Genomic DNA, 25,413 nt, shown 5'->3' on the forward strand with positions numbered 1-25,413 from the left:
CCAGGGCCGCTCTGATCTCCCGGTCTTCCATGGCAAACCTCCTTGACCATCGCCGTGGATGGACCGTCCTACCACGGGCCATCCACGGCTGTCAGCGAAGGTCGTGCGGATCGGCCTCGCGACGCCGGCTCTCAGTCGAGCTTCAGCGCCGCCACTTCGCCCTCGTTCATCAGCGGCACATAGAGGATCGACTTGCCGTCGGTGCCGATGTCGGCGCTGCCGGGCTTGAACTGCGCAACCGCTTCCGGCGTGCCACCGGTCCTGTATCGGTAAAGCGTGCCGGTCATGTAGGCGGTGGCATGGAGGGTGCCGCCAATGGCGACGACGCCATCAAGGTCGGCGAACCTTTGGGCGCCCGCCAGCGGCGTCACCGCCTTGCTGGCGAGGTCGACCGCCAGCAGCCCGCCCGGCTCGGCGGTGCTGAAGTCGGCCTTGATGCCCTTACCCCAGGAGGCCACGATCAGCCTGTCGCCATCGGCGAAGACGCCGTTGGGCGAAGCCAGCAACGCATCCCTCACGAACAGCTCCGGCCTGTCGCCATCGATGCGATAGATCGCGTCGGCCAGCATGTCGGTGACATAGACCTTGCCGGACTGGTCTGATGTCATGTCGTTCAGGAAGACCGCGTTCGGTACGGCGATGCTGGCGATGAGCTTGCCGCTGGCGAGGTCGACGACACGGACCTTGGTGATGTCGGCGACATAGAGCTTGCCGCCCGATATCGCCATGCCCTTGGGCGCGTCCATGCCGTCGGTCCAGTGTTGGGTTACGACCTTGCCGTCGAGGGACAGCACGCTGAGATAACCATTGCCGTCCGCATCGCCCGGATTGCCGTCGATGTTGGAGACGATGATGCGGTTGTTGGCGGCGTCGAACAGCGCCGATTCCGGCTGTTCGAGGCCGCTTGCGCGCCAGAGCTCGCCGGCCTGGGCGGGAGCCGCGATGCCGATGGCGGCGATGAAGGCTGAGGTGATGATGCGTTTCATGTCCGGTCTCCTGTGATGACGGCGGAGACCTATGGTTTTCGATACTTTTCGGAAAGAGTGATTGGCGCTAGTATCGAATATCGATACGAAACTGCCGGAATGAGGTGCATGCCATGAACGGCCCGATCTTCGAGGCGCTGAAACGGACACTGAAGGCGAAGGGGGTCACCTATCGCGAGCTTGGCGAGCGGATGGGCGTTTCCGAGCCGACGGTGAAGCGCATCTTCCACGAGAAGAACTGCAAGCTCGACCGGCTGGTGGAGATCTGCGCCGCCGCCGGCGTCGAGCTGGAAAACGTGCTCGGCTCGATGAACCGGGGGCCGGGGCCGGTCAACCACATCGCGCCCGGGATCGAGCGCAGGCTCGCCGGCCGGCCGGCGCTGCTCTTCGTCTTCGTCATGCTGTCGGAAAAATTCACGCCGCAAGGCATCATGCGCTCGCAGGGACTGAGCGAGGCCTCGATGTTCCTCTATCTGCGCGACCTCGAGGAACTCGGCCTGATCGAGCTCGGTCGTGGCCTGTCGGCGAAATTGCTGGTCGAAACGCCCATCCAGTGGAATTTCGAGGGGCCGCTGAGGCCGCTGTTCGAGATGACCAACAAGAATTTCATCGGCTGGGCGATCACCCATCTCGAACGGGAGGCGACCTTCGTCAGCTTCTCCAGGCGGATGCGGCCGGAGACGGCGGAGATGGTGCGGCGCGAGGCCGAGGAACTGGCCGACCGCGCGAAACTGCTGGCCCATCACGACCAGCACACCACGCCCGAGGACGGACTGGTCGGCTACAAATGGACGTTTGCCTTTGGCGCGACGCCGTTCGAGGCGATCATGCCGATCGGCCCGCATCCGCGCGACGCCGGCGCGTTCGATCGGCCCGCCGCTCCTGCAAAGGGACGCCGCCCGTTACCAGCCTGACACGGCCAATCATCCCGAGCAGGATAGGGCGCGTTGGGATAGAACAGATCCGGCCCCGACACGGTATAGCCCTCTGCAGCCAAGCTTCCGCCATGCCGCCCAGCGCCGGCCGGGCCGAACGCATCCATGTGGAGAATGACGCCGGGCGTGCGGTTTGTTGGTGACCTGAAGAGAGAAGCCTCCGCCTGTCCTGCTTCGGTTTTCACCATGATCTTTTGTCCGGACATTTTTGCTCTTTGCGGCCGCGTTTCAAAAATGAAATCACATTCATGATATAGTTCGCGCACTGATTTGCCAGATTGAGAAGGCGGATTTGCCGAATGCGTGACACGTCCCCGTGAAATCGAAGTGATCCTATGCCGACCGCGCCAACACTTGAACTTCGCCGTTACTCGCGCCTGAAAAATTTGCGGGCGCGCGCAGAACGCCAGGGGGCTGCATTACAGTTCTGGGCGCGTACGGCATCGCTCGCCGTGATCTCTTGCTTTTTTTCATTGACCAGCCGCTGGGATGCTTCGCTGCTCTTCGTGCTGGGGGGCCTCGTGCTGTTTCAGCTCGTCGGCCTGATCCAGTTTCTCTTTGCTCGCCGTCGCACAGCGCGATGGTGGATCGGTTACCTCGCCGGTACGCTGGACATCATTCTGTTGACCGTTCTGCTGGTAACGCCCAACCCGTTTTCCCTGGAGGTCACGCCGGCCGCGATGCAACTGCGCGAGGGCAGCTTTAAATTCCTGCTGATTTTCGTATGCCTTGGCGCTCTGACCCTTTCAACACGATTGGCACTCTATCTTGGCGCGCTCGCGGCCCTGACATGGGCGATCGGGGTGGGTTGGGTGATTTCTCATCCGGGAACCGTAATTCCGGCGACGAACCTCTATTCGCTGCCAATGACAGAGCGATTGAACCTCTATCTCAACCCCAATTTCGTCGATACATTTGCGCAGGCGACCAACGTGTTGGTTGTGCTGATTATCGGCGCGATCATGGCGCTGGTCGTCTTTCGCTCCCGACATCTGTCGGAAGACTATGTCAAGGCAGAGCGCGCCCGCGCCAATCTCGCCCGGCATTTTTCGCCCAATGTCGTCGACCAGCTCGCCACCGATGACGAGCCCTTCGGCCCGGTCCGCCGGCAGGATATCGCGGTGCTGTTCGCCGACATCGTCGGCTTCACACACTATTCCGAGGATCATCCGGCCGAAGCAGTGTTCGAACTTCTGCGTCAGTTCCACCGTCGCATGGAACAAGTCGTTTTCGACCACCATGGCACCGTCGATAACTATATCGGCGATTGCATCATGGCGACATTCGGGGTTCCGCAAGCCAGCCATGACGACGCGACTCGGGCCATCCAATGCGCTGAAGCGATGATCGCCGCTCTCGAAGACTGGAATGTACAGCGGGTGTCCAGGGGATACCCGCCGCTGGACGTTCGGATCGGTGCACAATATGGTGCAGTGGTCATCGGCGCGGTCGGCAGCGAGCGCAATCTGTCCTTCGCGGTGGTGGGCGACACCGTCAACGTCGCCAGCCGTTTGCAATCGCTCTGCCGTGAGCTTCAGGCGAATATTTGCTTTGGGTCACGACTGATTGAGGCCGCGAAGGCGGAATCGCCCACGACACCGTTGAATGCGCGCGATCATGGACCGATGAGCATCCGCGGCCGGGACGAACCGGTCCATGTCTGGGTCGAACACAGAGCCGAAAACCAGGGTGCTATTGCGGTTCCGGCGTGATGTAGGCCGCCATGTGAAACGCCCGCACCTCGGCGGGATAGCGGTAGGCCGCGCCATAGGGGCATGTCCTGACCTAGGCTGAATGCCATCACGTGTCCGTCGCGGTTGCGCCAGCCTTTGCGGCTGCGGCGTCTGTGCTTGCCTTGTCGTCCCAGATCATTTGCCGGTAGCCGAAACCATATTCCAGCGTCGGCTTGACGATGGCGACAGGTCGAAATCGCGCGGCGTGTAGAGCGAGTGGTGACGAATGTGCAGGATTTCCTTGGGCATATAGGTCGACTGCCCGAAGCACGGCCGGGGGCGCGGGTGATCTCGGGCAGGATCGGGTAGCGGATCTGGCCGTAAGCCTCGGCAATAAGCGTCGAGCAGATCGCCCGCGTCAGGTCACCGGAGCCGAAGGCCAGCATGCGGCGGCGCCAGCGCACCGGCACCGACGGCGTCGGCATGAAATAGCGCAGCATGTCGAAGATGTTCTTGAGATCGTATCTCAGGCCGAGTTTGCCGATCATGAAGGGGACGACCTTGTCGCGGTCTTCGGGCGCCAGGCCGCTCGCCCCAGCGTGCGGCGCAGTGTTTCGGCGTCGGAAGGCGTGTAGGGCTCGTATCCCGAGCATTCTTCCTGCAGCCGACCGGCAAGCCAGCGGCCCAGTCGATCCAGAAGCATGTCGCCAGGCTCGGTCATCGGCTATGGCGATTACCAGAGGCCGGTGCCCGAGGGCAAAGCATGCTCGGTCCGGATCAGCCGGTGGCCGCAAGTGCGCCGGCGTCTTCGGCCGAGCCGGCAAGATCGTCGCGGGCCTTGCGGGCAAGCCTCTTCGTCGAGCGCTTCGGGCTGTCGCCGAACAGTTCGGCCGCGTCGGCAAGGCACGCCTTCCTCAGGCTCTTTTCCGAGCGCTTGAGCAGCTTGCCGAGAAGTTTCGTGTCCTCGGGTGGTCCAAGCGGCTCGCTGTCCGCCTCGAGCAGCGCGCGCATGACGAACACGTCATGCAGTTCGCCAAGCTGCTCGCCCAGTTCATCGACGGCCTTGCGCCGCGCCTTGATCGGGGTCGGCCACAGCCTGCCCAGCAGCGACAAGTGCATGCCATGCGTCTTGGCCGCCTTGCGCAGGTCGTGGAAATCGTCGGCCTTGCCATGAGCGCCGGCCTTGTCGAGCGCCTTCCTGGCACGGCGCAAGGTGGCGCGCGCGCCTTCGGCGAGCACGTCGGCGGCCTGTTCCGGCTGGTCGGGCAGGGCAAGGGTTTCGATGCGCCTCATGCCGTCTTCGCACGCGGCGGTCGCCGCGCCGATCGCCGCCTGCAGCCCGGCGCCTTCGTGCAAATCATGCTGGCGCGCGAACAGCCTGTCGCGCACGGCATCGAGCCCGCCATCGGCGCTCTCCTTCGCGAAACGCGCCGCCAGCCGGTCGATGGTCTCGATCAGCGCCGTCGCTTCACGCGCGCCGGAAAGCAGCGCCGCCACATTGCGATAGCATTGGTTTTCCGTGGCACAGAATGTTTCGTCGCCGGAACGAACGAGGCGCAGCAAGGCACGCACGCTCTTCAGCCGCTTGCGGCATTTGTGCAGCCCCTGGTCCGGCCGTGTGCGCGCCGCATCCAGATGCAGCAGGGCCTTGCCGATCTCCTCGGCAAGGATGCGTCTGACCTCGCCGGTCAGCGGCATGCGCGGGTCTATGCGAAAGCTCATGCGGCGATCTCCGGTATCCCCCCGAGGGCGAGCGACGCGTTGTAGAACTTCTGATCGCCGGTGACTTCATGGCCGAGCCAGTCCGGCAGCATTTCATCCGGAACGTCTTCCGGAGTCTCGAGTTCGGCCACCACAAGTCCCGCCAGTGCACCGCCAAAGACATCGACTTCATAGAGATAGCCGCGATGCCTAACATGGTGACGTGTCTTCTCGATGACACGTCCGATGGCGAAGTCCAGCATCTCCACCGCCTCCGCCAGCGGGATCGGATATTCGAATTCGTCGCGCTCGCGCGCGCTGCTGCCGAATTTGAGCGTCAGCTTGGCCGAGGCTCCGTCGCTGATGCGGATGCGGACGGTTCGTCCGGGTGCCATGGCGAGATAGAACTGGAGGATGCGGATGTCCGCTTCCACCAGATCCCGCCATGCGGTGCTGGAGACCAGGAATTTACGCTCGACTTCCTTGCCCATGGCCGCGCACTAAAGCGTTTGCCGCGCGCGATGGCAAGACTGAGCCGCGCGGAAGTTGACGTTAATCAATCGATTGATTAACGTATTCAGCATGACCAAACTGCCAGATGCCAAGACGCCCCGCCGCGAGACATCCCCGGCAGAGCTGACGCGCGCCGCGCTCGTCCGGGCGGCGCTGAAACTGTTTGGGCGGCAAGGCTTCGACGGCACCTCGACGCGCGAGATCGCGGCCGAGGCGGGGGCCAATATCGGCTCGATCGCCTATCATTTCGGCGGCAAGGAAGGTCTTCGCGCAGCTGCCGCCGACTTTATCGTCGAGACCATTCAGGCCGTCGCCGGTCAGGCGCTCAATGAACAGGTCGCGACGGCTGGCGATCCGGAGGCGGCGCGCGCGCAGCTCTTCGCGGCCCTGGAGCGGATGGTCGGCTTTGTCGTTGCCAGTCCGCAGGCCGGAGAGATCGTGCAGTTCGTTCTGCGCGAACTGTCGCATCCGACGGCGGCGCTCGACCGCATCTATGAAGGCGTCTTCGATCCGGCGCATCGTCGTTTGTGTTTGCTCTGGGAGCAGGCCACCGGCGAGCCGGCCGAGAGCGAACGGACCCGGCTCACCGTGTTCACGTTGATCGGCCAGGTCATCTATTTCCGCATCGGCCGCGAGGCGGTGATGCGCCGCATGGGCTGGCACGACATCGGTGCCGCCGAGGCCGCCAAGGTGGTGGCGGTCACAGCGGACAACCTCGGCGCCATACTGGCCGCCCGAAAGAGGCAGGGATGAAGGGATCAAGACAATGAGCATTTTGTGTTCGCTGCCGCTCGCTGCCCAACTGTTCGCTGCCTGCGCCCCGGCGGCACCGCTCGCCGTCGGCTATGTCGAGGGCGATTATGTGCTCCTGGCGCCGATCGAGGTGGCGCAGGTCGAGACGGTGACAGTGAAGCGCGGCGATCGCGTCACGCCGGGAGCCACCGTGGTGACACTCGAAAATGCCGACGCCAAGATCGCGGTGGCGCAGGCGCAGGCGGCCCTTGCACAGGCGCAGGCACAGTTTGCCGACCTCCAGGTCGGCAAACGGGCGGAAGAGATCGCCGTGCTGAAGGCCGAGGTCGATATGGCCAAGGCACAGGCCGCCGACGCCAAGCGAAAGAACGACCGCGCCTCCGATCTGTTCAAGCGCGGTACCGGCACCCAAGCGGACTATGACACCGCTTCGGCGACGCTGGAAACCGCCAATGCCCAGGTTGGCCAGGCCGAGGCCAATCTCGCCGTCGGCGGCCTGCCGGCGCGGCCCGAGACGATCAAGGCCGCCGACAACCAGGTCAAGCAGGCGCAGGCGGAACTGGAACAGGCGCGATGGCGCCTGTCCAAGCGCACGCTCGCAGCCCCTTCGCCCGGCCGCGTCAACGACGTCATCCGCAATCCCGGCGACACGGCGGGCCCGACCGCGCCTGTCATCTCGGTGCTTCCCGACGGCGCGGTGAAGCTCAGCGTCTATATTCCGGAAAGCGCGTTCTCCTCGGTCAAGGTCGGCAGCCTGCTCAGCGTCCGTTGCGACGGCTGCGGCCCGGACGTGAAGGCGCGCGTCAGTTACGTTTCGCCCGATCCCGAATTCACCCCGCCGGTGATCTATTCGCTCGAGAACCGGCAGAAGCTGGTCTACCTCGTCGAGGCGCGGCCGGAGGGCGATGCGGGGCCGCTTCAGCCCGGCCAGATCGTCGATGTCGATCTCGCGGATATGGGAAAATGAACGCCATCGACGTTCACGGCCTGGTTAAGCGCTTCGGCGACAAGACCGTCGTCGACCATGTGACGATGTCGGTCGCCGAGGGCGAGATCGTCGGCTTCCTCGGCCCCAACGGCTCGGGCAAGACCACCACCATCCGCATCATGTGCGGCCTGCTGACGCCGGACGAGGGCGAAGGCACGGTGCTGGGCTTCAACATCCGCACCGATGCGCTCAGGATCAAGCGTGAAGTCGGCTACATGACGCAGAAATTCTCGTTCTACGAGGATCTGACGATTGGCGAGAATCTGGAATTCGTGGCTCGGCTCTACCGGCTGAAGCCGGTCGAGGAATATGTCGCGCGCACGCTGGAGGACCTCGGCCTGGCGACGCGCCGCAACCAGCTGGCCGGCACCTTGTCCGGCGGCTGGAAGCAGCGTCTGGCGCTGGCCGCCTGCATCATGCACAAGCCGAAACTGCTGCTGCTCGACGAACCGACGGCCGGCGTCGACCCGAAGGCGCGGCGCGAGTTCTGGGACGAGATCCATCGCCTGGCCAGCGGCGGGCTCACCGTGCTGGTTTCCACTCATTACATGGACGAGGCCGAGCGCTGCCACCGCATCAGCTATATCTCCTACGGCAAGATGCTGGCCACCGGTACCGTCGCCGAGGTGGTGAAGAATGCGGGCCTGACCACTTTCGTGCTGCAGGGTCCGCGGCTCGACGAGGTGGCCCAAGCGCTGCAAGGCCGTCCCGGCGTCGACCAGGTGGCGCCGTTCGGCGCCACGCTACATGTCGTCGGTTCCGACCGCAAGAAGCTCGAAGCAGCGCTTGGCGATATCGAGAGAGAGCACAAGGGCGTGACGGTGATGCCGGGCGAAACCAGCCTGGAGGATGTCTTCATCCAGTTCATGTCGGGATCGAAGGACAATATGGCATGAACAGCGTCTTTTCCTTCGCCAGGCTCGGCGCCCTGCTGATCAAGGAGTTCATCCAGATGCGACGCGACCGCATCACCTTCGCCATGATGCTGGGCGTGCCGCTGATACAGCTCGTCCTGTTCGGCTACGCCATCAACAACGACCCGAAAAGCCTGCCGGCGGCGCTGGTGGCGACCAGCAGCGATCCCTATACCCGCGCCATGGTCTCGGCGCTGCAGACCACGGGCTATTACCGCTTCGACAATGTCGCGCAAAGCGCTGACGAGGCCGAGTTCCTGATGGCGCGCGGCGACGTCGCCTTCGTCGTCACCATCCCCGCCGATTTCGCCCGGCGTGTCGAGCGCGGCGACAAGCCGCAGATCCTGATCGAGGCCGACGCCACCGATCCGGCGGTCGCCAGCGGCGCGATATCGACGCTCGGCACCATCGCCGGCCAGGCGCTGCTGAGAGCGCAGGGCATGCAGGAAGCCGCCGCCGAGGCCGCCAGGGGCCAGCTCGATGTCGTTGTGCACCGGCGTTACAATCCCGAAGGCATCTCGCAATACAACATCGTGCCCGGCCTGCTTGGCGTCATCCTGCAGATGACCATGGTGATGATGACCTCGATCGCGCTGACGCGCGAGACCGAGCGTGGCACGATGGAGAATCTCCTGGCGATGCCGTCGAGCCCGCTGGAGATCATGATGGGCAAGGTGCTGCCCTATCTGGCGGTCGGCGCGGTGCAGGTGGTGGTGGTGCTGGCGGCGTCGAAGCTTCTGTTCGCCATCCCCTTCACCGGCTCGATGACGCTGCTTCTGTCGGCGGTGCTGGTGTTCGTGCTGTCCCTGGTGCTGCTCGGCTACACGATCTCGACAATCGCGCGCACGCAGATGCAGGCGCTTCAGCTCACCTTCTTCTTCTTCCTGCCCTCGATCATGCTGTCGGGCTTCATGTTCCCCTATCGCGGCATGCCGGGCTGGGCGCAGACCTTCGGCGAAATCTTTCCGCTGACGCATTTCCTGCGCATCACCCGCGCGGTGATGCTGAAGGGAGCCCAGCTGCCGGCGGTGGCGATCGAGATCGGCTGGCTGGCGGCGTTCGTGGCGCTGTTCGCCGGCGTGGCCCTGGTGCGGTTCAGGCGCACGCTGGATTAAAGTTGATTGGAATACAACACGCGGAAGAAACTATCCCCGTATCGGCTGAACTTGACCTTGGCCCAAGCAGCGATAGCGATCTCTTCGTCCGTGACCGCGCGCCTGTATTCCATTGTTATCCTCATACCTCCGCCCTCCAAGCCATTGTCGATTGTGGTCATTTTCGGCGTTCCATCCGAAAACCGGATATACCAATACGCAAAAAGGACCAGATATCGCTTGCCGATGGAGGTTGCATAACTCTCGATGGCCTGGACTGCCGCCTGAACGGCGTCAAAAGATTTCGAGCGCAGTGCTCGCTCAAGTGTGACGAACAGTAGGAATAGATCTTTGTCGATAAGGATGGGATTGCTATCGTATGTATTCTTTACGCCACGGAGTGTCAGTTTCCGCCTCGTGGCAAGGTAGATCGAAAGGGCCATAATTACTCGAAACCGCGTTCGCCGCGCTGAACATCGCCGCAATGCTAGCACCTGCCAAAGTAATCGAGCGCCTTCAGCTTGTCCAATCGCAGATGAAGCCGATTTACGCGACCGCCATGATCCCGGCATAAGTGCCGAAATCGACATTGCCGCCGGACAGCACCACGGCAACGCATTTGCCTGACAGCTCGATCTCGCCCGATGACAGCGCCGCCAGCGCGACGCAGCCGCCGGGCTCTACCACCAGCTTCAGATGGGCCATGGCGTCGCGCATCGCCTGCGCGGTCGCCTGGTCGGAAACCGCGATGGCGCCTGTGAGGTTGCGGCGGTTGATCTCGAAGGTGATGACGCCCGGCTCGGCGGTCAGGATGGCGTCGCAGATCGAACTGTGGCCCGGCTCGTTCGAAACCCTGGCACCCGCCGCCAGCGAGCGGCGGGTGTCGTCGAAATGCTCGGGTTCGACCGCCCAGATCGCGGTGGCGGGCGAGACATCCTTGACCGCGACGGAAATGCCGCTGGTCAGGCCGCCGCCGCCACAGGGAATGACGACCGCGTCGAGGCTGACGCCGATCGCCTTTGCCTGGCGCATCAATTCCAGACCGATCGTGCCCTGGCCGGCGATGATGGCCGGATCGTCGAAGGGCGGCACCAACGCCATGCCCTTGTCGAGATACGGGCGAACCACCGTCATGCGGTCGTCCTTGAAACGGTCGAAGGGCACCACCTCGGCGCCCATCCTGCGGACATTGGCGATCTTCATGTCAGGCGCATCCGCCGGCATGGCGATGACCGCCTTGACGCCGAACATCGCGGCCGAAGCCGCCACGCCTTGCGCATGGTTGCCCGAGGAGAAAGCGACGACGCCACGGCTGCGTTCCGCCTCGGTCAGCGAGGACAGCTTGTTGTAGGCGCCGCGGAACTTGAACGAGCCGGTGCGCTGCAGCGTCTCCGGCTTGAACAGGATGCGGCCGCCGAAGCGCCTGTTCAGCTCCTGCGATTCGATCAGCGGTGTCTCGACGATCAGCCCCGAGAGGCGCGCGGCGGCGGCGTGGATATCGGCGATGCCGGGAGGGGTGGTAGCGGTCATGCGAGGTCCAGCAAGAGGGGCGATATCCTCTTATAATGCCCGTAAAGACACGTGGCGCACCAATGGAAAAATGTGACCATTACAAGTTGACGGGCCATAACCCCACGGGCGGCGCTGCCCCTCACCTGCCTGCCGGGCCGTTCTGCCCATCCTAGCCAAGCAACGTCCGCTGCCGCTTGGCCCCACCCGCCTTGCGCCAGCTGTTGAACCGATGCGTGGCGGCGGCAAACGAGATCTTCATCTGCTGGGCCACCGAATAGCGCGACTTGCCTTCATCGAACATGCGGTAGCAGCACTCGACGCCTTCCTCGGTCAGCTTGCCGTCGGGCGCCTTGTTGTGCGGATTGGCGGGGTCGAATTTCTCGACCTGCTGCTCGACCAGCCCCTTCAGGCGCTGCAGGTCGGCCTCGATGCTGGCGATGAGATCGAGGGCCGGTTTCGGGTCATAGGCGTGCGGAGGCTTCTTGGCCGTCATCAGCTCTTCCTTTTCTTTGGCTTGGTGCCATATATAGGTGAACATTCGGCAATACTGAAGGGCGATGCCCAAGGCCGGGCTTCAACTATTCTTGACCGTGGCCAAGCGCGTGATTGACCACGGGCGCCGTAAACCTTAGTTTAGAACGATTCTAAACTAGGGTGATTTCCTCATGCTTTCCCGTGTTTTCGGCTTCGGCCGCCGCTCCTTCGAATCGCTCTCCGAACAAGAGATCCTGGCGTTGGCCATTTCATCGGAGGAAGATGATGGGCGCATCTACCGGGCCTATGCGGACGGACTGGCCGAGACTTTCCCGCAATCGGCCAAACTGTTCGAGGCGATGGCCAAGGAGGAGGACGGCCATCGCGACTCGTTGATCGAGCTCCATCGCAAGCGCTTCGGCGAGCGCATTCCGCTGATCCGCCGTGACCATGTGAAGGGCTACTATGAGCGCAAGCCCGACTGGCTGGTGCGGCCGCTCGGCATCGAGGCCGTGCGCGGCCAGGTCGAGGCGATGGAGCGGCAAGCCTATCTGTTCTATGTCGAGGCGGCCAAGCGCACCAGCGATGCCTCGACGCGAAAACTGCTCAACGACCTGGCCGCGGCCGAACAGGGCCATGAAAGCTCGGCGCATGCGCTGGAGCAGAAACATGTCCCGGGCGAAGTCAGGGTCGAGGAGGCGACCGCCGAGCAGCGCCAGTTCATTCTCACCTATGTGCAGCCGGGTCTGGCCGGGCTGATGGACGGATCGGTGTCGACGCTGGCGCCGATCTTCGCCGCCGCCTTTGCAACGCATGATACGTGGCAGACGCTTCTGGTCGGTCTCGCCGCCTCGATCGGCGCCGGCATCTCGATGGGCTTCACCGAAGTGGCCTCCGACGACGGCAAACTGTCGGGCAGGGGCTCGCCGATCAAGCGCGGCCTGACCGTCGGCGTCATGACGACGCTGGGCGGCCTCGGCCACGCGCTGCCCTACCTCATCCCGCATTTCTGGACAGCGACCGGCGTTGCCGCGGTGGTGGTGTTCTTCGAATTGTGGGCCATCGCCTTCGTCCAGAACCGCTACATGCAGACCCCGTTCCTGCGCGCCGCCTTCCAGGTGGTTCTCGGCGGTGCCTTGGTGTTCGCGGCGGGTGTGCTGATCGGGAATGCTTGAGCGCTGCCCTTGCCTCCCTTCCCCCCTTGTGGGGGAAGGTGGATCGGCGCGTAGCGCCGAGACGGATGAGGGGTGTTCCAGCGGAGTGAGACGCTTGTGAAGTTCTCGCTATGCGTCCGTGCTGGACGAAATTTACGAGCCAAGCTGGAACACCCCTCATCCGACCTCGCTTCGCGAGGCCACCTTCTCCCACAAGGGGAGAAGGAAGAAGCGTCGCGCTACCCATTCACCGCCCGGCTGTCCGCCGGCGCCTCGTCTCTTTCCGTCAGCCCGTAATCCCGCACCACATGCGCGATCCGCAATCTATAGCCGGCAAAGATGCCGCCCCGCCCTGCCTTCTGCGCCTGTCGGTGTTCTTCGGTATTGCGCCAGGCCTTGACCGCCTCCTCGTCACGCCAGAACGACAGCGACAGGATCCGGTTCGGGTCGGCCAGGCTCTGGAAGCGCTCGATGGAGATGAACCCATCGATGCCGTCGAGCAGCGGCCGCAGATCGGCGGCGATGCTCAGATAAGCCTCGCGCCGGCCCTGTGCGGGCTGCACCTCGAAGATGACGGCGATCATAGCTTCACCAGTGGCGCGTGCGGGCCGGAAGCCAGTTTCAGGAACATGCGGTCCTCCCTGAGGATGAAGCGTTCACGGCGGGCGAACTCGTAGTTTGCCTTGCCGGCGGGGTCGGCGGCAAGCCGGGCCCGATAGGCTTCGTAGGCGGCCAGGTTCTCGATGTTGTAGGCGGCATAGGCCGTCGTGGCCGAGCCCTCATGCGGCGCGAAATAACCGATCAGATCGGCGCCGCAGCGCGGAATGGCCTGGCCCCAGTTGCGGGCATATTCCTCGAAGGCGGCCTTGCCGAACGGGTCGATCTCATAGCGGATGAAGCAGGTTATGGTCATCTCGGTCTCTCCTTGAAGAGTGTTATCGCGTCGATGGTTCGAGCGGCGTCGAACCGTTGTGTCGTCCGATCTGCTAGGCAAATGTCCTGACATCACGCCTGCCAGAAGGACTTCGCGCATTCGCGGCGTACATCTTCCCGTGTCAGGCCAACGTCGCGCAGCAGATGGTCGTCGATCTCGCGGAGGTCGCGGCGCTGCAAGTGGCGGTCATACCAGCGGGCCGGCAGCCGCGAGCGGACCCAGCTGATGAACGGGAACGATTGGCGGCGGGGCAACGGTGCGGGGGTGAAAGCGGTTCGTGCGGCCATCGTCGTCTCCTTGATCTGGTCGGAGAATAATGTTTACCTGACAAGAATGCTTCGATGAGGATCAAACCATGCGTGAAGGACCAGATATTGCCCGCATCGCCAGCCTGATCGGCGATCCGGCCCGCGCCAACATGCTGAACGCCCTGATGGGCGGCACGGCATTGACCGCGAGCGAACTGGCGCTGGAGGCCGGCGTGTCGCTGCCGACCGCCTCCTCGCATCTGTCCAAACTGATGGAGGGCGGGTTGCTGACCTTGGCCAGCCAGGGCCGGCATCGTTATTACGGGCTGGCTGGCCCGCAAGTGGCCGGCATGATCGAAGCCATCACCGGCGTGGCCGAAGCCGTTGGCCCCAAGCGCGTGCGGCCGGGTCCTCGCGACGGCGCGATGCGCATCGCGCGCGTCTGCTACGATCACCTTGCCGGCGAGCAGGCCGTTGCGATGCTGGATCGCCTTGTCGAGAAAAACATCCTGGTCCGCGACGACAAGGAGATCAGGCTCGGACCCTCCGCCGCATCGCACTTCGCGGCGATAGGCATCGATGTCTACACCAAGCCGCGGCGGCCGGTGTGCCGCGCCTGCCTCGACTGGAGCGTGCGGCGCTCGCACCTCGCCGGGACGCTGGGCGCCGCCATCCTCGACAAGATCCTTGCCGAGAAATGGGCGCGCCGCGAGAAGGACAGCCGCGCCGTGGTGTTTTCGCCGCCGGGCAAGCAGGCGTTCGAGAGGGTGTTTTTGGGGTGAGAGGAGGCCGGCGACGGTCCTTTCGCGATGCCGGCGGGACAGCGCCCCCCTCTGCCCTGCCGGGCATCTCCCCCTCGAGGGGGGAGATTGGCAGTTTCGATGCCGGCACCTTCTTTCCGATGTTGGAAATTAGCGAAAGCCATCGTGACATCGATCTCCCTTGAGGGGAGATGGCCGGCAGGCCAGAGGAGTGATGCCCCACGGCGTCGAAGTCGAATTACCCCCGCTTCAGCACCTTGCCCTTCTTGAAGAAATCCGCCCACGGATCGGCTTCCGAAAGCCGCTTCAGCGTCGTCTTGTCGCCGATCGGGAAGGCGTTTGGCGGCAGGCCGGCCTCGATCTCGGCCCAGGTCACCGGCATCGACACCGTCGCGCCCTTCTTGGCCCGCGACGAGTATGGTGCGATGGTGGTCGCGCCGCTGCCGTTGCGCAGATAGTCGACGAAGATCTTTCCGGTGCGCGCCTTCTTCGACAGCGTCGCCGTGTAGCGGTCCGGCGCGCCTTGCTCAAGCGCCCTGGCGAAATCATGGGCGAAGCCTTTGACCTCGGCCCAATCCGCCGCCGGTTTCAGCGGCACGACGACATGAAAGCCCTTGCCGCCCGATGTCTTGACGAAATTGGGCAGCGACAGCTCGTCGAGCTTGCCCCTGATGTCGAGCGCCGCCTCGCGAACCGCTTTCACATCGACGCCTTCGTCGGGATCGAGGTCGAAGACGATCTGGTCCGGCTGTTCTAGCTTGTCGATCGTGCAGCCCCAGATGTGGATCTCGACCACACCGAGCTGGACCAGCGCCGCGATGCCGTCGAAATCGCGGATGAACAGGATTTCCTCGCCATCCGTGGGATCCTTGGTCTTCTCGATCTTCGCATGCATGCCGGCCGAGGCATGCTTCTGGAAGAAGCGCTGGCCGCCGACGCCATCCGGCGCCCTGACCAGGCTGAGCGGGCGCTCGACCACGAACTGCTTCATGCGCGGCCATACCAGCGCGTAATGATCGAGCAGGGCCTGCTTGGAAATCTTTTCGTCGGGCCACAGAAGCTTGTCCGGGTGGGACAGCTTCACGGTGGTTTTCGCCGCCGTTCCCGCCGTATTGGCGTTTGCCGCCGGCTTGGCCTTGGCTGGGACCTTGCCTGTCGCTGCCTTATCTGTCGCTGGCTTCGGCTTTTCCTGCACGACTTCCTCCGCCGGCTTATCCTCGCGCAGCCCCTGGAACGAAGCATGGCGTATTATACGGTCCGACGTCCAGCTGCGAAATTCCACTTCGCCGACCAGCTCCGGCTTGACCCAGACCAGGCCCTTGCCCTTCGGCACGGCCGCATCGAAAGGCGAGGCGTCTGCCTTCAGCGCGTCGAGCTTCTTCTTCAGGTCGTTGGCGCCCTTGGTGGAGAAGCCGGTGCCGACACGGCCGGCATAGTGCAGGCTGCCGTCTTCGAAATAGCCGACGAGCAGCGAGCGCAGGCCGCGTCCGGTCTTGTCCGACGGCAGATAGCCGCCGATGACGAATTCCTGCCGTGCCGTGCATTTCGATTTGACCCATGTCGGACCGCGTCCGCCGCGGTAGGGCGCATCGGCGCGTTTCGAGACGACGCCTTCCAGCCCCATGCGGCAGGCATGTTCCAGCATGATCTTGCCGGGTTCGGTAAAATGGTCGGAGAAACGCACCGCCGCATTGTCGGCCTGCTCGCCGAGCAGGTCCTGCAAGGCGTGCTTGCGCTCGACCAGGGGTTCACGGCGCAAATCCTTGCCGTCGAGCCGCATCAGGTCGAAGACATAGTAGAGGAAGCGGTTTGTCCGCTTCGCCGACAGATCCTGCTGCAGCAGCGCGAAGGACGACACGCCGCTGTCGGCCAGCACGACAATCTCGCCGTCGATGATGGCATCGCTGCATTTCAGCCCAGCGAGCTCGGCCGCGATCTCGCCGCCGAATTTTTCCGTCCAGTCGAGGCCGGTGCGGGTCAAGAGCCGCACCTCGGTGCCGGCGATCTGCGCCTGCATGCGATAACCGTCGAACTTCACCTCATGCAGCCAGTCCTGGCCGGGCGGCGCGTCCCGCTCCAGCGTGGCCAGCTGCGGCTCGATGAAGTCGAGCTTCCTGGCCGTGCCTTTCGCCTTGCTGGCGGCCGGCTTGTTCGAGTGCCAGACCTTCGGCTTCTCGCCCTTGGCCGCCTTGCCTTCGCCGACCTCCTCGATCGTCAGGCCTGATTTCACCGACTTCGGCTCGTCCTTCAGAATGTCCTCGCCGGGGCGTGCGGCGGCATCGTCGGACTTGATCAGCAGCCAGTTGTCCCGTTTCTCGCCGGGGCGCGGCCGCAGCCGCACCAGATGCCATTTGCCACGCAGCTTATGGCCCTCGAGCGCGAAATTGATATGCCCCTTCTTCATCGCCTGGGCCGGATCGCCCTCAGGAGTCCAGGTGCCCTCGTCCCAGACGAGGACCGAGCCGCCGCCATATTCGCCCTTGGGGATGGTGCCTTCGAAGCCGGCATAGTCGATGGGGTGATCCTCGACATGCACGGCCAGCCGCTTTTCGTGCGGGTCGAGGCTGGGACCGCGCGTCACCGCCCAGCTCCACAGCACGCCGTCATGCTCTAGGCGAAAATCGTAATGCAGCCTTGTGGCGGCATGCTTCTGGATGACGAAGATGCCGCCGTGCTTCTTCCCGCGCGCAACCTTGCCGGCCGGCTCGGCCGTCTTCTTGAAGTCGCGCTTCGAATGGTACTGTTCGAGGCTGCTGGCCATCTCGTATCCTCAGGCCGATTTGCGCTTCGGCGCAGCGCTTTTCGCCTTGGCGCGTTTGGCCGCCGGCTTGGCTTTCGCCGAGGATGGCTTCGTCGGTCCTGAATCCGACGACAGGCTCTTCTTCAGCGCGTCGAACAGGTTGACGACGTTGGAGGGTTTGGGCGCCGCCTTGGCTTTCGGCGCCTTGTGCCCCGCCTTCTTGGCGCGGATCAGTTCGAGCAGGGCTTCCTCATATTTGTCGTCGAATTTCGAAGGATCGAACTTCGTCTTCTTCTTGTCGATGATGAGCTCGGCAAGGTCGGTCATCTCCTGATCGGTCTTCACCGCCTCGATGTCGCCGAAGACCGTCTCCGGCTGGCGCACCGTATTGTCGTAGCGCAGCGTGGTCAGCACCATGCCCTTGCCGAGCGGCTCGATGACCACCGGACGCTCACGGCGGTAGAGAACGATGCGCGCCAGCCCGGCCATCTTCTTGCCCGCCATGGCGTCGCGGATGACGGCGAAAGCGTCTTCCGAAACCTTGTCGGCCGGCGCGACATAGTAGGGCGTGTCGAGATAGATCTGCCGGATCGAGGATTTGTCGACGAAGCCGTCGAGGCTCATCGTGTGCGAGGTTTCGATCTGCACCGCCTCGATCTCGTCCTCCTCTATATGGACGAAATCGCCCTTGTCGATCTCGTACCCCTTGATCTCGTCGCCCTCCTCGATCGGCTTGCCGGTCTCTGCGTCGACATAGATACGCTTCACCGTGTTGCCGGTCTTGCGGTTCAGGATGTGGAATGAGACCTTATCGGCATGGGTGACGACATTGGTCAGTTCGATGGCGCAGGTGACCAGCGAGAGCTTCAGATAGCCTTTCCAGGCCGGGCGCGGCGCCATGATGATTTCCCTTGACAAAGATCAGCTGCAACGGACGACCACCCCGATGGGTTCCAATCCTGCCCGGCTGGAGCCGGCGCGGTTGCCGCCGGCCCCGGCTGTCAGCCCCTATTCGGCGGCTTGCAGGTTGATCTTGCTTTCCGCTATTTCGGTCAGCTTGCGATCCGTCGCCTGCTCTTCCCTAAGGTTCTTGGCCAGCACATTGGCGCAGTCGCTGCGGCCGAGCTGCTTGGCCCAGGCGATCAGGGTGCCGTAGCGGGTCATCTCATAGTGCTCGACCGCCTGCGCGGAGGCGATCAGCGCGGCGTCGAGAACATCCTTGTCGTCGACATCGCCACTGACGTCGTCGGCCTCCTCGAGAATGCCGTCAATGGCCGGGCAGTTCACCTGCTTGGCCTTTACGCCATGCAGCTCGAACACCTCTTCGACGCGTTCGATATGGCCCTTGGTTTGTTCGAGGTGTTTTTCGAAGCCGGCCTTCAATTGCGGATCGGTTGCCTTGCCGACCATCTTCGGCAGCGCCTTCTCGATCTGCTTCTCGGCATAATAGATGTCGCGCAGCGTGTGCACGAAGAGATCGTCCAGCGTTTTGATGTCCTTCGAAAAGAAACCCATGATTTCAGCCTTTCCATTGCTCTTGCTTGTGTCCAGAATTGCGGCCTGCCAGTGGCAATGCCTCTAAGCCGGCAATGCCGGTCCTGTGATCCCAACGTCCGCTGCGCGGGGCGGTTCCGGGCCTGCCGGCCAACCGGTAAGGAAATTCCAAGGGCGGCACGAAAGTTGAAACACAAGCGCGCCAAGGCGACATTCAAACGAAACATATGTGATGCAAAAGTCACACCGGACGAAATGGCGACAAAAGGCACCGAAACACCCCGAATCAGCCGCATTCCGGCCACGAAGCGACGGGTTTTCGACCAGAAATTAACATCACGTTCACTGAGTATTCACGCCTCGATGCTATCGTTCTCGCAATTCGGAAGGGACATCCGAAAATCGGGACAGGGACCAGGTAAAATGAATTTCCTCACGCACCTCATCGGCTATGTCGCCGCCATCCGCGAATTCGTCGCGCCGACCTATCGGCCCGAGCGCTATTACATGCGCGGCCCGGGTCCGGCCTGCGCCCGTCGCGGCACGTCGCTGGGCGCGCACTGACCATGACCTTCGAAAGCCGCCACAACAGCCGCATCTGCAGGCCGGGCGTCGAGACCCGCGCCACCGCCTATCGCCCGACTTTCGCCGACAGACGGCGTGCGACATCGCCGCGTCTTTGACGTCGCCATCGGCTGGCTTAGTGTCCTGGGGACATAAGCAGCCGAGGCCAGCGTGACCGACCGTCCCAAGCCGCCTTCCCTAGCCTTTGATGCAAGCCATCCGCTGATCGTCTTCGACGGCGCCTGCGTGTTCTGTTCAGGCTTCGTGCGCATGGTGGTGCGCCTCGACCGCAAGGCGCGCTTCCGTTTCGCCACCGCGCAATCGCCGCTCGGCGAGGCATTGTTCCGCAAATACAACCTGACGACCAACAGCTACGAAACCAATCTCGTCCTTGTCGGCGGCGTTCCCTTCACCCGTCTCGACAGTTTTGTCGCCGTGATGGCCGAGCTTGGCTGGCCTTGGCGGGCGGCTAGGGCTTTGTTGCTGTTGCCGCGCCCGCTGCGCGATTGGCTCTACGATCGCATCGCCAGGAATCGCTATGCCCTGTTCGGCAGGAAGGACAGTTGCGACGTCCCGCCGGCCGAACTGCGCGGGCGGTTGATCGGCTAATGCATGTCGCCCGGAAGCGTCTTCGGTTCCGGGACAACGACATGCATGAAATCAGAAGCTGTAAGTAAGACTGGCTTGGGGGCAAGCGCATGAAGCTTCTCATCGTCGGCGGCTACGGCACCTTCGGCGGCCGCATCGTCCAGCTCCTGGAGAATGAGCCCCGGCTGATCATCATGGTCGCCGGCCGTTCGCTGGCGAAGGCCGCGGCCTGGTGCGGACACCGCGGTTCAGTCACCGCGCGCTTGATGCCGGCCGTGTTCGATCGCGATGGCGATCTCGCCGCGCAACTGGCGTCGCTGCGCCCCGACACGCTGGTCGACGCTAGCGGCCCGTTCCAGGCCTATGGCGAGGGCTGCTACCGGCTGGTCGAGGCCTGTATCGAACAAGGCGTCAATTATCTCGATCTCGCCGACGGGTCGGACTTCGTCGCCGGCATGCCGGCCTTCGACGCGGCCGCCATACGGGCAGGGCTGTTCGTGCTGTCCGGCGTCTCCAGCTTCCCGGTGCTCACCGCTGCGGTGGTGCGCCGGCTCTCATCCGGGATGGCGCGGGTCGACACGATCAGGGGCGGCATCGCGCCGTCGCCCTATGCCGGCGTCGGCGAAAACGTCATCCGCGCCATCGCGGGTTACGCCGGACAGCCGGTCACGCTGCTGCGCGGCGGCGTCAAGGCGCGGGGCCATCCGCTGACCGAACAGATGCGCACCACCATCGCGCCGCCGGGACGCGTGCCGCTGGGGAACACGCTGTTCTCGCTGGTCGACGTGCCGGACCTGCGCGCGCTGGGCGAATTGTGGCCGCAGACCAAAACCATCTGGATGGGCGCCGGCCCGGTTCCCGAAACCCTGCACCGCGCCCTGATCGGCCTTGCCTGGCTGGCGCGCATCGGCTTGGTCCGCTCGCTGTCGCCGCTCGCCCCGCTGATGCATTGGGCGTCCAATCGCCTGCGCTGGGGCGAGCATCGCGGCGGCATGTTCGTGGCCGTCGAGGGTGCCGACCCGACCGGCGCATTGGTCAAGCGCTCCTGGCATCTGCTGGCGGAAGGCGATGACGGGCCGCTGATCCCGTCAATGGCTGTCGAGGCGCTGGTTCGCAAGGCGCTCGACGGACATCCGCCGGCGCCCGGAGCAAGGGCCGCCGTCAACGACCTCGAGCTTGCCGACTACGAGGCCCTGTTCGCCGGCAGGGCGATCTATCCCGGCTTTCGCGACGACAGCGGCGATACCGACAGGCCGCTCTATGCCGATCTGCTCGGCGACGCCTGGCAAGGTTTGCCCGGCGAAATCCAAGCCATGCATGATCGGGCTGGAATGGCCGAAGGCCGTGCCCGCGTCGAGCGCGGACGCAACATTCTTGGTCGGCTAACGGCATGGCTGGTCGGGTTCCCAGGGCCTGCCGCCGACATCCCGGTTCGTGTCCGTTTCGACGTCGACCCGGATGGAGAAACCTGGACGCGGACATTCGGCGCGCGCAGCTTCTCCAGCCGCCAGTTCGCGGGACGTGGGCTTGCTGAGCGCCTGTTATGCGAGCGCTTCGGCCCGCTGACCTTCGCCATGGCGCTGGTGGCCGAAGGCCACAAGCTGAAGCTGATCCTGCGGCGCTGGAGCATTCTCGGCCTGCCACTGCCGATGTGGCTCTGCCCGCGCTCGACCTCCTTCGAGACCGTCGAGGACGGAAAATTCCGCTTCCATGTCGAGATTTCACACCCGCTCACCGGCCTGATCGTGCGCTATCGCGGCTGGCTGAAGCCTGTGGGTTCGCATGGCTCAAGCGAGATCGTCTCGCCCGCCGTCTTGCCGAGTGCCAGGCAGCCCTGAACCGTGCACAGCGTCCAGCCATCGCCGGTCGCGCCGGAGGCTGCGAGCAGGATGCGACGCTGCGCGCCCACCTTGGGCGCATAGACCCACCAGCCGTCGCGCAGTTCGGCACCTTCCGGCGGCTCCATGCCGGCCCCCGAGCCCTTGATGCGGGCTTCTATCACCTGCAGGCCGGAGGGCTGCACCGTCCAGTCCTCCTCCCAGCGCGTCCGTTCCACCGAATGGGTCCAGGCCAGCGTGAAGGCGGCAACGCCAAGCGTCACCGTCTTGCCGGCGGCGAGGATGCACAGGCTCATGCGGTTCCTCGTTTGAGCAGGATCTCCTGCGAAAACCGGGCCCCGTTTTTTGCGTTCGCTGACCTTCGGTTCGGGATCATGCCCTGGCCGGCGCCTGCCGCGCACGCCAGACATGCCAGCCGACCCAGGCCAGCGACAGCGCCCAGCCGGTCTCGTCGGTCAACGGCACCGCCGCCACCAGCAGCACGCCGGCGGCGAAGGCGACGAGCCGCTCCCACCAGGCCATGCGCGTGGAAAGGAAGCCGACCGCCGCGGCGCCCCACAGCACGATGCCCATGCACGCCTTGAGAACGATGTAGGCGACCTCGACGGGATAGCCGAACTGCGCGGCGATCGGTCCGGCGTCCTGCAGCATCAAAGCCGGCGTGTAGACCGCCATGAACGGCACGACGAAGCCTGCAATGGCAAGCTTGGTCGCCTGGATGCCGATCTTGAGGCCGCTCTCCTTGGCCATCGGCGCCGCGGCGAAGGCGGCCAGCGCCACCGGCGGCGTCAGGTCGGCCATGATGCCGAAATAGAAGACGAACATGTGGCTGACCACCAGCGGCACGCCGAGCGACAGCAGCGCCGGCCCGGCCAGCGACGAGGTGATGATGTAGTTGGGGATGGTCGGGATGCCCATGCCCAGCACCAGGCAGGTCAACATGGTCAACACCAGGGACAGAAACAGATTGTTCTCGCCGATCGAGATGATCCAGCCGATGAAGGTGGAGGCCACGCCGGTCAGCGTCAGCGTACCGATGACGATGCCGACGATGGCGCAGGCGATGCCCACCGGCAGCGCGTTCTTTGCGCCTTCAGCAAGAGAGTCGATGCAGATTTGCAGCGTCTCGCGGCCGCCCTTGAAGGCAAGGCAGGCAATGACGAGTGCCGCGATGACAAGGCTGAGGATGTTGATGCCGAATTTCATGAAGGAGGCGGCGGCAAGCCCGAGCGCCAGCCAGAAGACGACGCGGAAGGCGAGCGGCCCGATCAGCGCTGCCAGCGGCGTACCGAGGATCAGCACTATGGTCAGCGCGAGGCCCATCGTGCCGGCGAAGACCGGCGTGTAGCCGGCGAACAGCAGGTAGATCAGTGCCGCGAGCGGCAGCACCAGCGGCCAGTGTTGTCGCACCGCGTCCCAGGGGTTTGGCAGGTCCGCCTTGGCCATGCCGCGCAGGCCTGCCTTGCCGGCCTCCAGATGCACCTGCCAGAAGCAGGCGCCGAAATAGAGCAGCGCCGGGATGATCGCTGCCTTGACCACGTCGGCATAGGGGATGTTCAGCGTCTCGGCCATGATGAAGGCGACCGCGCCCATCACCGGCGGCATGATCTGGCCACCCATCGAGGACGTCGCCTCGACGGCGCCGGCAAAGGCCGAGCGGAAGCCGAAGCGCTTCATCAGCGGGATGGTGAACTGGCCGCTCGCCACCACATTGGCGACGCCGGAGCCGGAAATTGTGCCCATCAGCGCCGAAGACAGCACGCAGACCTGCGCCGGGCCGCCGCGCCAGGTGCCGACCAGGCCGAGAGCGAAATCGTTGAACAGCGCGATCATGCCGGCGCGTTCGAGGAAGGCGGCGAATACCACGAAGATGAAGATATAGGCGGCCGAGACATAGATCGGCGTGCCGTAAATGCCTTCGGTGCCGTAGGCGAAGGTGTCGACGAGCTGGGCGAAATCATAGCCGCGATGGATGAAGGGTGGCGGCAGATGGTTGCCGACGAAGCAATAGGCAAGGAAGATGAAGGCGATGACCGCCAGCGGCAGGCCCATCAGCCGCCTGGCCGCCTCGAACACCAGCACCACCAGCACCGCGCCGACGATCAGGTCCGGCGTGGTCAGAAAGCCGGAGCGCCGGATGAGGTCGGTATAGAACACCCAGTTATAGAGGCCGGTGCCGAAGCCGAGCACACCGAGCGCCCAGAACGCGGCCTTGGCCGGCAGGCTGGTGGCGCGCAGATTGGCAATCAGGGCGAAGCCGAGCAGCAGCAGGAAGCCGACATGCATGGCCCGCACCACCTGGCTCGGAAGGCTGCCATAGGCGGCGATGTAGATCTGGAAGGCGGAAAAGGCGACCGCGATGGCGAACGCCGCCTTGCCGGCGATGCCGTCGCCGAAGCCCGGCGGCAACCCTTCGACCTGCTCTTCGCCCGGGGGGAGATGGGAGAGGGACGATTTGCCGTCGGCTATCGCTCCAGACGGTGTTTCGCTCATTGGATGCGCTCCCAAGCAGGCGAATTGCAATGCCTCGCGAAGACATGTCGGATTGCCGCGATACCTTACTTCAACAGCCCCTTTTCCTTGTAATAGCGCTCGGCTCCCGGATGCAGCGGCACCGGCATGCCGTCGAGCGCCTTGGCCGGATCGATCGCCTTGGCGGCGGCGTGCGCGGCGGCGAGCTGGTCGAGATGCTCGAACAGCTGCTTGGTCATCTGGTAGGCGGTCTCATCCGAGACATCGGCACGGGTGATGAGGAAATTGCCGACGGCGGCCGTGGCGACATCCTCGCTTTGACCTTCATAGGTGCCCTTGGGAATGACCACCGACAGATAGGGCGAGCCGATCTTGGCGACGTCTTCGGGCGGCACGGCAACGACATTGATCGGCACCGAGGTGGCGAGGTCGCGGATCGAGGCGACGCCCAGCCCGGCCGATTGCAGCGTGGCATCGAGCTGGCGGTTCTTGATCAGCTCCACCGATTCGGCGAAGGGCAGGTATTCGACGCGGCCGAGGTCCTCATATTTCAGCCCCGCGGCGGCGAAGATGGCGCGCGCGTTGAGCTCGGTGCCGGAGGCCGGCGCGCCGACCGACAGGCTCTTGCCCTTGAGGTCGGCGAGCGTCTTGATGCCGGACTCCTGGCTGGCGACGATCTGGATATAGTTGGGATAGATGGCGGCGATGCCGCGCAGCTTGTCGAGCTTGCCGGGGAAGCCGGCCTCGGCGTTGCCTTCGGCGGCCATCTTGACGGAATCGCCGAGCGCGAACGCGATCTCGCCCTTGCCTTGCTGCAGGAGGTTGAGGTTCTCGACCGAGGCCTTGGTCGCCTGCACCTGCGTGCGGGCACCCTCGATGCCCTTGCCGTAGATTTCCGACAGCGCCACGCCGAGCGGATAATAGACGCCCGAAGTGCCGCCGGTCAGCACATTGATGAATTCCTGCGCCTTGGCCGACACCGCACCAAGGCCAAGTGAGAGCGCCATCGCGCCGGCAGCAACGAATTTCGTTCTGAAATTCAACATCTGGTTTCCTCCCTGAAATAGTGGCCGCATC

26 protein-coding genes and 1 pseudogene are annotated in these 25,413 nt (G+C 64.1%); 11 read left to right on the forward strand and 16 right to left on the reverse strand.

Features of this window, described 5'->3' with window-relative positions; translation table 11 throughout:
• Positions 1 to 131 precede the first annotated feature (131 nt).
• On the reverse strand, positions 132 to 986 hold the full coding sequence (locus tag O7B34_RS15545) for an SMP-30/gluconolactonase/LRE family protein (protein WP_337146872.1): 855 nt from the start codon (positions 984 to 986) through the stop codon (positions 132 to 134).
• 113 nt (positions 987 to 1,099) lie between these two features.
• Here O7B34_RS15545 and O7B34_RS15550 point away from each other — a divergent pair, with 113 nt between their 5' ends.
• Together O7B34_RS15550 and O7B34_RS15555 are read left to right on the forward strand one after the other, a co-directional pair.
• The gene (locus tag O7B34_RS15550; RefSeq protein WP_337146873.1) at positions 1,100 to 1,900 is read left to right on the forward strand and encodes a helix-turn-helix domain-containing protein; all 801 of its coding nucleotides are present in this window, start codon (positions 1,100 to 1,102) and stop codon (positions 1,898 to 1,900) included.
• 356 nt (positions 1,901 to 2,256) lie between these two features.
• On the forward strand, positions 2,257 to 3,633 hold the full coding sequence (locus tag O7B34_RS15555) for an adenylate/guanylate cyclase domain-containing protein (protein ID WP_337141091.1): 1,377 nt from the start codon (positions 2,257 to 2,259) through the stop codon (positions 3,631 to 3,633).
• Positions 3,634 to 3,721: 88 nt separating this feature from the next.
• Here O7B34_RS15555 and O7B34_RS15560 read toward each other — a convergent pair.
• The 3 genes and pseudogenes from O7B34_RS15560 to O7B34_RS15570 form a co-directional block, all read right to left on the reverse strand.
• Positions 3,722 to 4,315 (reverse strand): annotated as a pseudogene (locus O7B34_RS15560) (hypothetical protein).
• Between the two features lie 56 nt (positions 4,316 to 4,371).
• Positions 4,372 to 5,316 (reverse strand): CHAD domain-containing protein, encoded by a 945-nt coding sequence (locus tag O7B34_RS15565; protein WP_337146874.1) that lies wholly within the window; start codon positions 5,314 to 5,316, stop codon positions 4,372 to 4,374.
• Entirely contained in the window at positions 5,313 to 5,786 is a 474-nt protein-coding gene (locus O7B34_RS15570; protein WP_140749851.1) for a CYTH domain-containing protein, read from the reverse strand. Before O7B34_RS15570 ends, O7B34_RS15565 begins: the two co-directional genes overlap by 4 nt.
• A gap of 91 nt (positions 5,787 to 5,877) precedes the next feature.
• On the opposite strand from O7B34_RS15570, the gene O7B34_RS15575 reads away from it, so the two are divergent.
• From O7B34_RS15575 to O7B34_RS15590, 4 genes are read left to right on the forward strand one after another with little or no spacing between them, the layout of a single operon-like run.
• Positions 5,878 to 6,561 (forward strand): CerR family C-terminal domain-containing protein, encoded by a 684-nt coding sequence (locus O7B34_RS15575; RefSeq protein WP_337141088.1) that lies wholly within the window; start codon positions 5,878 to 5,880, stop codon positions 6,559 to 6,561.
• A gap of 13 nt (positions 6,562 to 6,574) precedes the next feature.
• Positions 6,575 to 7,528 (forward strand): HlyD family secretion protein, encoded by a 954-nt coding sequence (locus O7B34_RS15580; RefSeq protein WP_337146875.1) that lies wholly within the window; start codon positions 6,575 to 6,577, stop codon positions 7,526 to 7,528.
• Positions 7,525 to 8,445 (forward strand): ABC transporter ATP-binding protein, encoded by a 921-nt coding sequence (locus O7B34_RS15585; protein WP_337146877.1) that lies wholly within the window; start codon positions 7,525 to 7,527, stop codon positions 8,443 to 8,445. Before O7B34_RS15580 ends, O7B34_RS15585 begins: the two co-directional genes overlap by 4 nt.
• Positions 8,442 to 9,578, forward strand: coding sequence for an ABC transporter permease (locus tag O7B34_RS15590; RefSeq protein WP_337146878.1), 1,137 nt, complete (start codon positions 8,442 to 8,444; stop codon positions 9,576 to 9,578). The genes O7B34_RS15585 and O7B34_RS15590 overlap by 4 nt, the downstream gene beginning before the upstream one ends.
• Here O7B34_RS15590 and O7B34_RS15595 read toward each other — a convergent pair.
• The 3 genes from O7B34_RS15595 to O7B34_RS15605 all read right to left on the reverse strand — a co-directional run bounded on the left by O7B34_RS15595 (position 9,575) and on the right by O7B34_RS15605 (position 11,562).
• The gene (locus tag O7B34_RS15595) at positions 9,575 to 10,000 is read right to left on the reverse strand and encodes a hypothetical protein (RefSeq protein ID WP_337146879.1); all 426 of its coding nucleotides are present in this window, start codon (positions 9,998 to 10,000) and stop codon (positions 9,575 to 9,577) included. The genes O7B34_RS15590 and O7B34_RS15595 overlap by 4 nt on opposite strands.
• A gap of 103 nt (positions 10,001 to 10,103) precedes the next feature.
• Entirely contained in the window at positions 10,104 to 11,087 is a 984-nt protein-coding gene (locus O7B34_RS15600; RefSeq protein WP_337146880.1) for a threonine/serine dehydratase, read from the reverse strand.
• A 151-nt stretch (positions 11,088 to 11,238) separates the two neighbouring features.
• Complete coding sequence (locus O7B34_RS15605; RefSeq protein WP_337146882.1) at positions 11,239 to 11,562, reverse strand: hypothetical protein; 324 nt, start codon at positions 11,560 to 11,562, stop codon at positions 11,239 to 11,241.
• A 172-nt stretch (positions 11,563 to 11,734) separates the two neighbouring features.
• On the opposite strand from O7B34_RS15605, the gene mbfA reads away from it, so the two are divergent.
• Complete coding sequence (gene mbfA / locus O7B34_RS15610; RefSeq protein WP_337141081.1) at positions 11,735 to 12,718, forward strand: iron exporter MbfA; 984 nt, start codon at positions 11,735 to 11,737, stop codon at positions 12,716 to 12,718.
• Positions 12,719 to 12,936: 218 nt separating this feature from the next.
• On the opposite strand, the gene O7B34_RS15615 is transcribed toward mbfA, so the two are convergent.
• The 3 genes from O7B34_RS15615 to O7B34_RS15625 all read right to left on the reverse strand — a co-directional run bounded on the left by O7B34_RS15615 (position 12,937) and on the right by O7B34_RS15625 (position 13,918).
• On the reverse strand, positions 12,937 to 13,281 hold the full coding sequence (locus O7B34_RS15615; RefSeq protein ID WP_337141080.1) for an antibiotic biosynthesis monooxygenase family protein: 345 nt from the start codon (positions 13,279 to 13,281) through the stop codon (positions 12,937 to 12,939).
• Positions 13,278 to 13,610 carry an NIPSNAP family protein gene (locus O7B34_RS15620; protein ID WP_140749876.1) on the reverse strand — a complete coding sequence of 111 codons (333 nt, stop codon included), beginning with the start codon at positions 13,608 to 13,610 and terminating at the stop codon, positions 13,278 to 13,280. The genes O7B34_RS15615 and O7B34_RS15620 overlap by 4 nt, the downstream gene beginning before the upstream one ends.
• Before the next feature lie 92 nt (positions 13,611 to 13,702).
• Positions 13,703 to 13,918 carry a DUF1127 domain-containing protein gene (locus O7B34_RS15625; RefSeq protein ID WP_337146883.1) on the reverse strand — a complete coding sequence of 72 codons (216 nt, stop codon included), beginning with the start codon at positions 13,916 to 13,918 and terminating at the stop codon, positions 13,703 to 13,705.
• A gap of 68 nt (positions 13,919 to 13,986) precedes the next feature.
• Between O7B34_RS15625 and O7B34_RS15630 the strand changes: the two genes are divergently transcribed.
• On the forward strand, positions 13,987 to 14,661 hold the full coding sequence (locus O7B34_RS15630) for an ArsR/SmtB family transcription factor (protein WP_337146884.1): 675 nt from the start codon (positions 13,987 to 13,989) through the stop codon (positions 14,659 to 14,661).
• A gap of 217 nt (positions 14,662 to 14,878) precedes the next feature.
• Here O7B34_RS15630 and ligD read toward each other — a convergent pair whose 3' ends face one another.
• From ligD to O7B34_RS15645, 3 genes are all read right to left on the reverse strand, one after another.
• A complete protein-coding gene (gene ligD / locus O7B34_RS15635) occupies positions 14,879 to 17,401 on the reverse strand; it encodes a DNA ligase D (RefSeq protein ID WP_337146885.1) in 2,523 nt (840 codons plus the stop codon).
• Positions 17,402 to 17,410: 9 nt separating this feature from the next.
• Positions 17,411 to 18,280, reverse strand: coding sequence for a non-homologous end joining protein Ku (ku, locus tag O7B34_RS15640; RefSeq protein WP_337146886.1), 870 nt, complete (start codon positions 18,278 to 18,280; stop codon positions 17,411 to 17,413).
• A 108-nt stretch (positions 18,281 to 18,388) separates the two neighbouring features.
• Positions 18,389 to 18,895 (reverse strand): YciE/YciF ferroxidase family protein, encoded by a 507-nt coding sequence (locus O7B34_RS15645; RefSeq protein WP_027142569.1) that lies wholly within the window; start codon positions 18,893 to 18,895, stop codon positions 18,389 to 18,391.
• Between the two features lie 402 nt (positions 18,896 to 19,297).
• Here O7B34_RS15645 and O7B34_RS15650 point away from each other — a divergent pair, with 402 nt between their 5' ends.
• The 3 genes from O7B34_RS15650 (at position 19,298) to O7B34_RS15660 (ending at position 21,864) form a co-directional block, all read left to right on the forward strand.
• Positions 19,298 to 19,438 (forward strand): hypothetical protein, encoded by a 141-nt coding sequence (locus O7B34_RS15650; RefSeq protein WP_084636462.1) that lies wholly within the window; start codon positions 19,298 to 19,300, stop codon positions 19,436 to 19,438.
• 171 nt (positions 19,439 to 19,609) lie between these two features.
• Positions 19,610 to 20,047 carry a thiol-disulfide oxidoreductase DCC family protein gene (locus O7B34_RS15655; protein WP_337146887.1) on the forward strand — a complete coding sequence of 146 codons (438 nt, stop codon included), beginning with the start codon at positions 19,610 to 19,612 and terminating at the stop codon, positions 20,045 to 20,047.
• Between the two features lie 89 nt (positions 20,048 to 20,136).
• Complete coding sequence (locus tag O7B34_RS15660) at positions 20,137 to 21,864, forward strand: SDR family oxidoreductase (protein ID WP_337146888.1); 1,728 nt, start codon at positions 20,137 to 20,139, stop codon at positions 21,862 to 21,864.
• On the opposite strand, the gene O7B34_RS15665 is transcribed toward O7B34_RS15660, so the two are convergent.
• The 3 genes from O7B34_RS15665 to O7B34_RS15675 all read right to left on the reverse strand — a co-directional run bounded on the left by O7B34_RS15665 (position 21,777) and on the right by O7B34_RS15675 (position 25,382).
• Positions 21,777 to 22,160, reverse strand: coding sequence for a DUF1850 domain-containing protein (locus tag O7B34_RS15665; protein WP_337146889.1), 384 nt, complete (start codon positions 22,158 to 22,160; stop codon positions 21,777 to 21,779). The genes O7B34_RS15660 and O7B34_RS15665 overlap by 88 nt on opposite strands.
• Positions 22,161 to 22,236: 76 nt before the next feature.
• A complete protein-coding gene (locus O7B34_RS15670; protein ID WP_337146890.1) occupies positions 22,237 to 24,357 on the reverse strand; it encodes a TRAP transporter permease in 2,121 nt (706 codons plus the stop codon).
• Between the two features lie 65 nt (positions 24,358 to 24,422).
• Positions 24,423 to 25,382, reverse strand: a complete 960-nt coding sequence (locus O7B34_RS15675) for a TAXI family TRAP transporter solute-binding subunit (RefSeq protein ID WP_337146891.1) — start codon at positions 25,380 to 25,382, stop codon at positions 24,423 to 24,425.
• Positions 25,383 to 25,413: the final 31 nt, after the last annotated feature.

Source organism: Mesorhizobium sp. Cs1299R1N3, from assembly GCF_037179625.1.
GTDB classification, from domain to species: Bacteria; Pseudomonadota; Alphaproteobacteria; order Rhizobiales; family Rhizobiaceae; genus Mesorhizobium; species Mesorhizobium salmacidum.

Bases quoted from the DNA above. Each gene is read 5' to 3' on its own strand.
- O7B34_RS15600 (WP_337146880.1), bottom strand. From the start codon at position 11,087: ATGACCGCTACCACCCCTCCCGGCATCGCCGATATCCACGCCGCCGCC.
- ku (WP_337146886.1), bottom strand. From the start codon at position 18,280: ATGGCGCCGCGCCCGGCCTGGAAAGGCTATCTGAAGCTCTCGCTGGTC.
- ligD (WP_337146885.1), bottom strand. From the start codon at position 17,401: ATGGCCAGCAGCCTCGAACAGTACCATTCGAAGCGCGACTTCAAGAAG.
- O7B34_RS15660 (WP_337146888.1), top strand. From the start codon at position 20,137: ATGAAGCTTCTCATCGTCGGCGGCTACGGCACCTTCGGCGGCCGCATC.
- O7B34_RS15590 (WP_337146878.1), top strand. From the start codon at position 8,442: ATGAACAGCGTCTTTTCCTTCGCCAGGCTCGGCGCCCTGCTGATCAAG.
- O7B34_RS15550 (WP_337146873.1), top strand. From the start codon at position 1,100: ATGAACGGCCCGATCTTCGAGGCGCTGAAACGGACACTGAAGGCGAAG.
- O7B34_RS15625 (WP_337146883.1), bottom strand. From the start codon at position 13,918: ATGGCCGCACGAACCGCTTTCACCCCCGCACCGTTGCCCCGCCGCCAA.
- O7B34_RS15575 (WP_337141088.1), top strand. From the start codon at position 5,878: ATGACCAAACTGCCAGATGCCAAGACGCCCCGCCGCGAGACATCCCCG.
- O7B34_RS15545 (WP_337146872.1), bottom strand. From the start codon at position 986: ATGAAACGCATCATCACCTCAGCCTTCATCGCCGCCATCGGCATCGCG.
- O7B34_RS15605 (WP_337146882.1), bottom strand. From the start codon at position 11,562: ATGACGGCCAAGAAGCCTCCGCACGCCTATGACCCGAAACCGGCCCTC.
- O7B34_RS15615 (WP_337141080.1), bottom strand. From the start codon at position 13,281: ATGATCGCCGTCATCTTCGAGGTGCAGCCCGCACAGGGCCGGCGCGAG.
- O7B34_RS15585 (WP_337146877.1), top strand. From the start codon at position 7,525: ATGAACGCCATCGACGTTCACGGCCTGGTTAAGCGCTTCGGCGACAAG.
- O7B34_RS15675 (WP_337146891.1), bottom strand. From the start codon at position 25,382: ATGTTGAATTTCAGAACGAAATTCGTTGCTGCCGGCGCGATGGCGCTC.
- O7B34_RS15595 (WP_337146879.1), bottom strand. From the start codon at position 10,000: ATGGCCCTTTCGATCTACCTTGCCACGAGGCGGAAACTGACACTCCGT.
- O7B34_RS15630 (WP_337146884.1), top strand. From the start codon at position 13,987: ATGCGTGAAGGACCAGATATTGCCCGCATCGCCAGCCTGATCGGCGAT.
- mbfA (WP_337141081.1), top strand. From the start codon at position 11,735: ATGCTTTCCCGTGTTTTCGGCTTCGGCCGCCGCTCCTTCGAATCGCTC.
- O7B34_RS15665 (WP_337146889.1), bottom strand. From the start codon at position 22,160: ATGAGCCTGTGCATCCTCGCCGCCGGCAAGACGGTGACGCTTGGCGTT.
- O7B34_RS15620 (WP_140749876.1), bottom strand. From the start codon at position 13,610: ATGACCATAACCTGCTTCATCCGCTATGAGATCGACCCGTTCGGCAAG.
- O7B34_RS15650 (WP_084636462.1), top strand. From the start codon at position 19,298: ATGAATTTCCTCACGCACCTCATCGGCTATGTCGCCGCCATCCGCGAA.
- O7B34_RS15670 (WP_337146890.1), bottom strand. From the start codon at position 24,357: ATGAGCGAAACACCGTCTGGAGCGATAGCCGACGGCAAATCGTCCCTC.
- O7B34_RS15565 (WP_337146874.1), bottom strand. From the start codon at position 5,316: ATGAGCTTTCGCATAGACCCGCGCATGCCGCTGACCGGCGAGGTCAGA.
- O7B34_RS15555 (WP_337141091.1), top strand. From the start codon at position 2,257: ATGCCGACCGCGCCAACACTTGAACTTCGCCGTTACTCGCGCCTGAAA.
- O7B34_RS15645 (WP_027142569.1), bottom strand. From the start codon at position 18,895: ATGGGTTTCTTTTCGAAGGACATCAAAACGCTGGACGATCTCTTCGTG.
- O7B34_RS15580 (WP_337146875.1), top strand. From the start codon at position 6,575: ATGAGCATTTTGTGTTCGCTGCCGCTCGCTGCCCAACTGTTCGCTGCC.
- O7B34_RS15570 (WP_140749851.1), bottom strand. From the start codon at position 5,786: ATGGGCAAGGAAGTCGAGCGTAAATTCCTGGTCTCCAGCACCGCATGG.